We start from the raw sequence: 6482 nt of genomic DNA on the forward strand, positions 1-6482 counted from the left end.
CGATGTGGCCGCTGCGCGCTATTTCGACATAAGCCTTGCCGCCTACCTGCTGAATTCCGGTACCACCAAGTACGATTTCGCGCCGCTGTGCGACACCTACCTGGGCGGCGCGCTTCCCGAATTCGAGGAGGAGGCCCAGGCGGCGGCCGCGCACGCGGTCGTCGCGCCGCGCCTGTCCAAGGTGCTGATCGACGCGCTTGAGGCCGATGGCAGCATGCGCTGTTATGAGGATATCGACCTTCCGCTGGTAGCGACGCTTGCTATCATGGAACGCGTGGGTGCCGCAATCGATGTGGATGCGCTTGCGAGCATGGGTCGCGCCACCACGGAAGAGATTGAGGACATCCGCTCGCAGATCATTGACATGGCGGGGGAGGAATTCAACCTGGATTCGCCCAAGCAGCTCGCGCATATCCTGTTTGAAGTGCTGGGCTTGCCCACGGGCAAGAAGAACCAGCGCGGCTACTCCACCGATGCCAAGACCTTGAACGGCCTGCGCGACAAGCACCCCATCGCCGAAAAGGTGCTGCGCTACCGCGAGCTGGCCAAGATGAAGTCTACCTACATCGATGCCCTGCCGCGTATGCGGGCGGGCGACGGGCGCGTGCATACGAGTTTCAACCAAACCGTCACCACTACAGGGCGCCTCTCTTCGAGCGACCCCAACCTGCAGAACATCCCGGTGCGCACCGATTTCGGGCGCCATATCCGCGAATGCTTCGTGCCGCTTGAAGAGGGCGAGCTGTTCGTTTCGGCCGACTATTCGCAGATCGAGCTCAGGCTGCTTGCGCATCTTTCGGGCGACGAGAGCCTGATTGAGTCGTTCTGCAGCGGGGCCGACTTCCACGCCGCCACGGCCGCACGCGTGTTCGGTGTGCCGGTGGAAGAGGTCACACCGCAGATGCGCAGCCGTGCAAAGGCCGTGAACTTCGGCATCGTGTACGGGCAGCAGGCGTTCGGCCTGGCAAGCTCGCTGGGCATTGGGTTCAAAGAGGCCCAGGAGATGATCGACCGCTACTTTGAGGTGCACACCCAGGTGCGTGCCTATTTGGACGAGACGGTTGGCAAGGCCAAGGAGTGCGGCTATGCCGTGACGATGTTCGGCCGCAAACGCCACATCCCCGAGCTGCGCGCGAGCAACGCCACACAGCGCGGCTTCGGCGAGCGCACGGCCATGAACCACCCCATGCAGGGCAGTGCGGCCGACATCATCAAGATCGCCATGAACGAGGTGCGCCGCCGCCTGGCGGAGGAAGACTTCAAGAGCCGCCTTATGCTGCAGGTGCACGACGAGCTCGACTTCAGCGTGCCGGCAGATGAGCTCGATCGCCTGGAGGCCATGGTGAGCGAGGTCATGAGCGGCGTCGTAGAGCTCAAGGTGCCGCTGATCGTGGAGGTGAGCGCCGGCAAGAACTGGGCCGAGGCGCACTAGGGAGGGTCCGTCGGCCTTCCAGCCGGCAGATTCGTCCTCATTGACCATACCGCACCTATTTCAAGAAACTTGCAGGTTCTTCTTGCAAAGCTGCGAGTTTCTGGTACCATACATCAAGTTGCGCCCAAAGGGGGCGTAGTAAGAGTGCGATGATACACGCGCGCTGTGCATTCGAACCCGCGAGGGACTTGCTACGGCGGCGTCAAAAGTTATCGCCTTGCGAGTAAACAAGGAGCATTCATGTACGCAATCGTGAAAACTGGTGGCAAGCAGTATAAGGTTGCCCCGGGCGACAAGCTCAACATCGAGAAGCTTGACGCCGAAGTCGGTTCCCAGGTCGAGCTTCAGGCCATCTGTGTCGTTGACAACGGCAAGGTTGACGTGAAGGACGCCGCCAACACCAAGGTCGTCGCTACCGTTCTCGAGCAGTTCAAGGGCGAGAAGCAGCTGGTCTTCAAGTTCAAGAAGCGCAAGAACTACAAGCGTCTGCGCGGTCATCGTCAGAACCTGACCCGCGTTCAGATTCAGAGCGTCGGTTCCGCCAAGATGGCTGAATAACTCAGAAGGTAGGTACAGAAAATGGCTCATAAAAAAGGTCTTGGTTCTACCCGCAACGGCCGCGATTCCCGCGGTCAGCGCCTGGGCGTTAAGAAGTACGGCGGCGAGCATGTGACCGCTGGCAACATCATCGTGCGTCAGCGCGGCACCCACTTCCACCCCGGTGAGAACGTGGGTCGCGGCAAGGACGACACGCTGTTCGCACTGTGCGAGGGCAAGGTCGAATTCACCAAGGGCATGAAGCGCAAGGTGCACGTTCGTCCGCTCGAGGCTGAATAGTCTCGCACAATTGGAGGGGTTGAAAGGGCTCGCCCATGTGGCGGGCCCTTTCGCATATATGCCGTATAATGCGGCGCAACCGATGCGCTGTGCTCCGGCTGCTCGCAGGTTTGGCATCAGGCCCGATGCCGGTTAGGCGGGCGCGTATACCCCGAAGCATGCATCTCGCATCCTGTATTGAAGGCAACCCTAAAAGATTGGACGGGTATGTTCACCGATAAAGTACGTATTTTCGTGAAGGGCGGCGACGGCGGCGCGGGCTGCATGAGCTTCCGCCGTGAGGCTCATGTGCCCAAAGGTGGCCCGGACGGCGGCGACGGCGGCCACGGCGGCAACGTGATTCTGGAGGCCGACGCCTCGGTGTCGTCTCTGATTGACTACCGCTACAAGCACCACTTCAAGGCCACGCGCGGCACGCACGGCAAGGGCAGCCGCATGCACGGCGCCAATGGCGAGGACCTGATCCTGAAGGTTCCCATGGGCACCGTGGTGCGCGAATACAACGAGGAGACCCAGGAGACCGGCGAGCTGATCGCCGATCTGACGCGCGACGGTGAACGCGTGGTGGTGGCTCGCGGTGGCGTGGGCGGTCGCGGCAACATCCACTTCGTCACGTCCACGCGTCGTGCGCCCGCATTCGCCGAGCTGGGCGAGCCGGCGCAGGAGTGCTGGATCGAGCTTGAGATGAAGCTCATGGCCGATGCTGCGCTCGTGGGCGTGCCCTCGGCGGGCAAAAGCTCCATGATCGCGCGCATGAGCGCCGCCCGTCCCAAGATTGCCGATTATCCGTTCACCACGCTCGTGCCTAACCTGGGTGTGGTCAAGGGCGACGAATATAACTTTGTCGTGGCTGACGTACCGGGCCTCATCGAGGGCGCGCACGAGGGTCGAGGTCTGGGGCATGAGTTCCTGCGCCATATCGAGCGCACCGCGCTTATCATCCACGTGGTTGACATGACGGGCGGCTACGAGGGGCGCGATCCGGTCGAGGATTACCGCATCATCAATCGCGAGCTCGCCCTATACGCCCACGAGCTGGCCGTTCGTCCGCGCATCGTGGTGGCCAACAAGTGCGATGTGCCCGGTACCGAGGACGCTATCCGCCGCCTTGAGGAGGAAGTGCGCCGCGACGCCATCGCCGCTGCCGGCGGCAACGAGTACGACGACAGCGTGGAAGAAAACTCGCGTGTGTTCAAGGTAAGCGCGCTTACGGGCATGGGCGTGGATTCGCTTATCCATGCCGTTGCCGACAAGGTGCACGAACTTCGCGAAGCGGCGCGCGACCGCCAGGCCGCCGAAATTCAATACGACCAGGTTTGGGAGCACAAGCGCGAGGCGCGCGACAAGGAATTCCATGTGCGCAAGCTTTCCGACGGCGTGTTCCGCGTGGAAGGCGGCCTGATTGAGCGCATGGTGGTGCAGACCGACTGGGAGAACGAGGAAGCCATCTCGTTCCTTCAGCATCGCTTCAATCGCCTGGGTCTGGAGAAGGCCCTCATCAAGGCGGGCGCCGTCGATGGCGACGAGGTCCGCATCGTGGGTCGTGCGTTCGATTTCGAATCGTCCGCCGGCCATGACGACATCTACAAGGAGTTGGATATCTGATGAGTGACGCCGCATCGCGCGACGGCAGGCGCCTTGCCGTCATCAAGCTGGGCTCCTCCACGCTGACCGACGGCGAGGGGCGCGTGGACCGTGCCTACCTGGCCGATCTGGCCTATCAGGTGAACCGCGCTCGCAAGGCGGGTTGGGACGTGATCATCGTGAGCTCGGGCTCCATTCCCTGCGGGCTGGAGGCGTTGGGCATGCCGCTCAAGCGCCCCAAGCACATGCCTACCGTGCAGGCGGCGGCATCCGTGGGGATGCGTGCGCTTCTTGCGGCATACGACCAGGTATTTTCTCCCTACGGCATCTTGACGTCGCTCGTGCTGCTCACGCGCCGCGACACCGCCGACCGCAATGCCTATCTGCATGCACGTGACACGTTCCGCCGTCTGGTGGAGCTGGGCGTGGTGCCTATCGTGAACGAGAACGACACCGTTTCCGTGGAGCAGATCAAGTTCGGCGACAACGATACGCTTGCCGCGTTGGTGGCCTGCTTGGCCGATGCCGATCGCGTGGTCATTTTGAGCGATATCGAGGGGCTGTTTACCGCGAACCCTCAGACCCACCCCGACGCGACGCTCATCAGGCGCGTCGACCGCATCACGCCCGCCATCATGGAAGGCGCTACCGGTGCGGGCAGCGCGGTGGGAAGCGGCGGCATGGTTACCAAGCTCACCAGCGCGCGTGTGCTGGGCGCGGCGGGCATTCCGCTGGTTATCTGCCACGGACGCGCGGATAACGCGATTGTGCGCGCCCTGGACGACGAACCTCTGGGGACGCTGTTCACTGCCAAGGAGTGCCGCCATGAGATCACGCCCCGCAAGCTGTGGATTGCCCTGGGCGATTCGGTGCGTGGGCGCATCGTGGTGGATGACGGCGCGGCGACGGCCATCACCGAGCGTGGCAAGTCGCTGCTTTCGGTGGGCATTCGCAAGATCGACGGCGAGTTCGTGGCCGGCGACGTGGTGGACGTGCTCAACGCGTCGGGCTATGTGATAGCGCGCGGTCTGGCGCGCTGCGACGCCCAGAACATGAGCGCGGGCGAGGACGTCGCTATCCATCGCGATGAGCTCATCGTGTTCGAGTAGCTCGATGCGGCATCGTCAACCCGAGGGCGTCTGCCAGCTTTCGGACGGTTGACCGGCGTTAAGGGTGGTTAGCTCGCCGATTATCCCGTCATTTCGACGGTGAAATGCGCTTTCTGGGCCGAAAATACCGTCAAAATGACGGGATATAAGTACACAGGGGCTTCCGGCTGCGGGCGTTGTTGGGCCGCATCTGCGTTTTTCGGCGGCTTTGCGCGCGGGTGGAATCTTCTCAGGATAGAGATGGGGGTCGGTATGGGCATGCAGGAAGACGTTCGCAATCTAGCGTTGAGGGCCAAAAAGGCCTCCCGTAGGCTGACGGGCGTGAGCGAAGACGGTCTGCGCGAAGTGGTTCGTACGATGGCGTCTGCGCTGGAGAAGCGAAGCGATGAGATCCTGGCGGCGAACGCTTTGGACATGAAGGCGGGAGAGGCGTCTGGGATGTCGGCCGGTCTGCTCGACCGTCTGCGCCTGGACGAGGGTCGTGTGAAGGGCATGGCTGACGGCTTAAGGGCCCAGGCTGCCACACCGGACATCTTCGGGCCTGATCAGACTGAGGTTCGCACCATCGACCAGGCGACCATCCCCGGCCTTGAGGGGGTGCTGCGCATCGCGCATGTGCCCGTGCCGCTTGGCGTGGTGGCCATGGTATACGAAGCGCGCCCCAATGTGACGGCAGACGCCGCAGGTGCGTGCCTGCGCGCGGGCAACGCGTGCGTGCTGCGCGGGGGTTCGCAGGCCATCAACTCCAATCGCGCCATCGCCGCCATCCTGCGCGATGCGTTTGAAGAGGCAGGGCTTCCCGCCGATTGCGTATGCCTGCTCGATTCCACCGACCGCGCTGCGACTGACGAGCTCATGCGCCTGCGCGGCATCGTCGACGTGCTCGTGCCGCGCGGCGGTGCGGGGCTCATCCGCCATTGCGTAGAAACCTCACTTGTGCCGGTCATCGAGACGGGCACGGGCAACTGCCATATCTATGTGAACGAATCCGCTGAGTTCTATATGGCTCGTCGCATCGTGATAAACGCCAAGACGCAGCGCGTAGGCGTGTGCAACGCGGCAGAGACGCTGCTGGTGGATGAGGCAATCGCGAAGGAATTCCTGCCGCAGATGCTTGCCGAGCTTGCGGCCGCCGGCGTGACCATCCATGGCGATGCGGTGGCACGCACATGCGCCGAGGCGGCCGACGCCGCGGGCATCGCGGGCGAGGAGTCCGTGCTTGCGCACTTCGTGGATGCGACCGAGGACGATTGGGCGACGGAATACCTGTCCATGGACATCGCGGTGCATGTGGTAAGTGGCGTGGACGAAGCCATCGAACACGTCAACACCTACGGCACCGGGCATTCCGAGTGCATCGTGGTTTCGCCCGATTACCCTGATTGCGCAGGCGAAGGCGATCCCGCTGCGCGCTTCCTGGACGAGGTAGACGCCGCGGCGGTCTACGTGAACGCCTCCACGCGCTTCACTGACGGCGGCTGCTTCGGGCTGGGAGCCGAGATCGGCATCTCCACGCAGAA

6 protein-coding genes are annotated in these 6482 nt (G+C 63.0%); all 6 read left to right on the forward strand.

Annotated features, from left to right (window positions below; all coding sequences use genetic code 11):
• On the forward strand, positions 1-1432 hold a 1432-nt coding region (locus Q0J60_RS08805), incomplete at its 5' end, for a DNA polymerase (RefSeq protein WP_294440659.1).
• Between the two features lie 240 nt (positions 1433-1672).
• Positions 1673-1990 (forward strand): 50S ribosomal protein L21, encoded by a 318-nt coding sequence (rplU, locus tag Q0J60_RS08810; protein ID WP_123208950.1) that lies wholly within the window; start codon positions 1673-1675, stop codon positions 1988-1990.
• A gap of 21 nt (positions 1991-2011) precedes the next feature.
• Positions 2012-2269, forward strand: coding sequence for a 50S ribosomal protein L27 (gene rpmA, locus Q0J60_RS08815; protein ID WP_294440663.1), 258 nt, complete (start codon positions 2012-2014; stop codon positions 2267-2269).
• 207 nt (positions 2270-2476) lie between these two features.
• Entirely contained in the window at positions 2477-3874 is a 1398-nt protein-coding gene (obgE, locus tag Q0J60_RS08820) for a GTPase ObgE (protein ID WP_294440665.1), read from the forward strand.
• A complete protein-coding gene (gene proB / locus Q0J60_RS08825; protein WP_294440667.1) occupies positions 3874-4962 on the forward strand; it encodes a glutamate 5-kinase in 1089 nt (362 codons plus the stop codon). Before obgE ends, proB begins: the two co-directional genes overlap by 1 nt.
• A 258-nt stretch (positions 4963-5220) precedes the next feature.
• Positions 5221-6482: glutamate-5-semialdehyde dehydrogenase (locus Q0J60_RS08830; RefSeq protein WP_294440670.1), on the forward strand; the 1262-nt coding region annotated here is incomplete at its 3' end.

This window comes from uncultured Slackia sp. (genome assembly GCF_944321625.1).
Taxonomy (GTDB): domain Bacteria; phylum Actinomycetota; class Coriobacteriia; order Coriobacteriales; family Eggerthellaceae; genus Slackia.

Excerpts from the sequence above, each read along its gene's own strand:
- rplU (WP_123208950.1), top strand. The coding sequence starts at position 1,673 with ATGTACGCAATCGTGAAAACTGGTGGCAAGCAGTATAAGGTTGCCCCG.
- rpmA (WP_294440663.1), top strand. The coding sequence starts at position 2,012 with ATGGCTCATAAAAAAGGTCTTGGTTCTACCCGCAACGGCCGCGATTCC.
- obgE (WP_294440665.1), top strand. The coding sequence starts at position 2,477 with ATGTTCACCGATAAAGTACGTATTTTCGTGAAGGGCGGCGACGGCGGC.
- proB (WP_294440667.1), top strand. The coding sequence starts at position 3,874 with ATGAGTGACGCCGCATCGCGCGACGGCAGGCGCCTTGCCGTCATCAAG.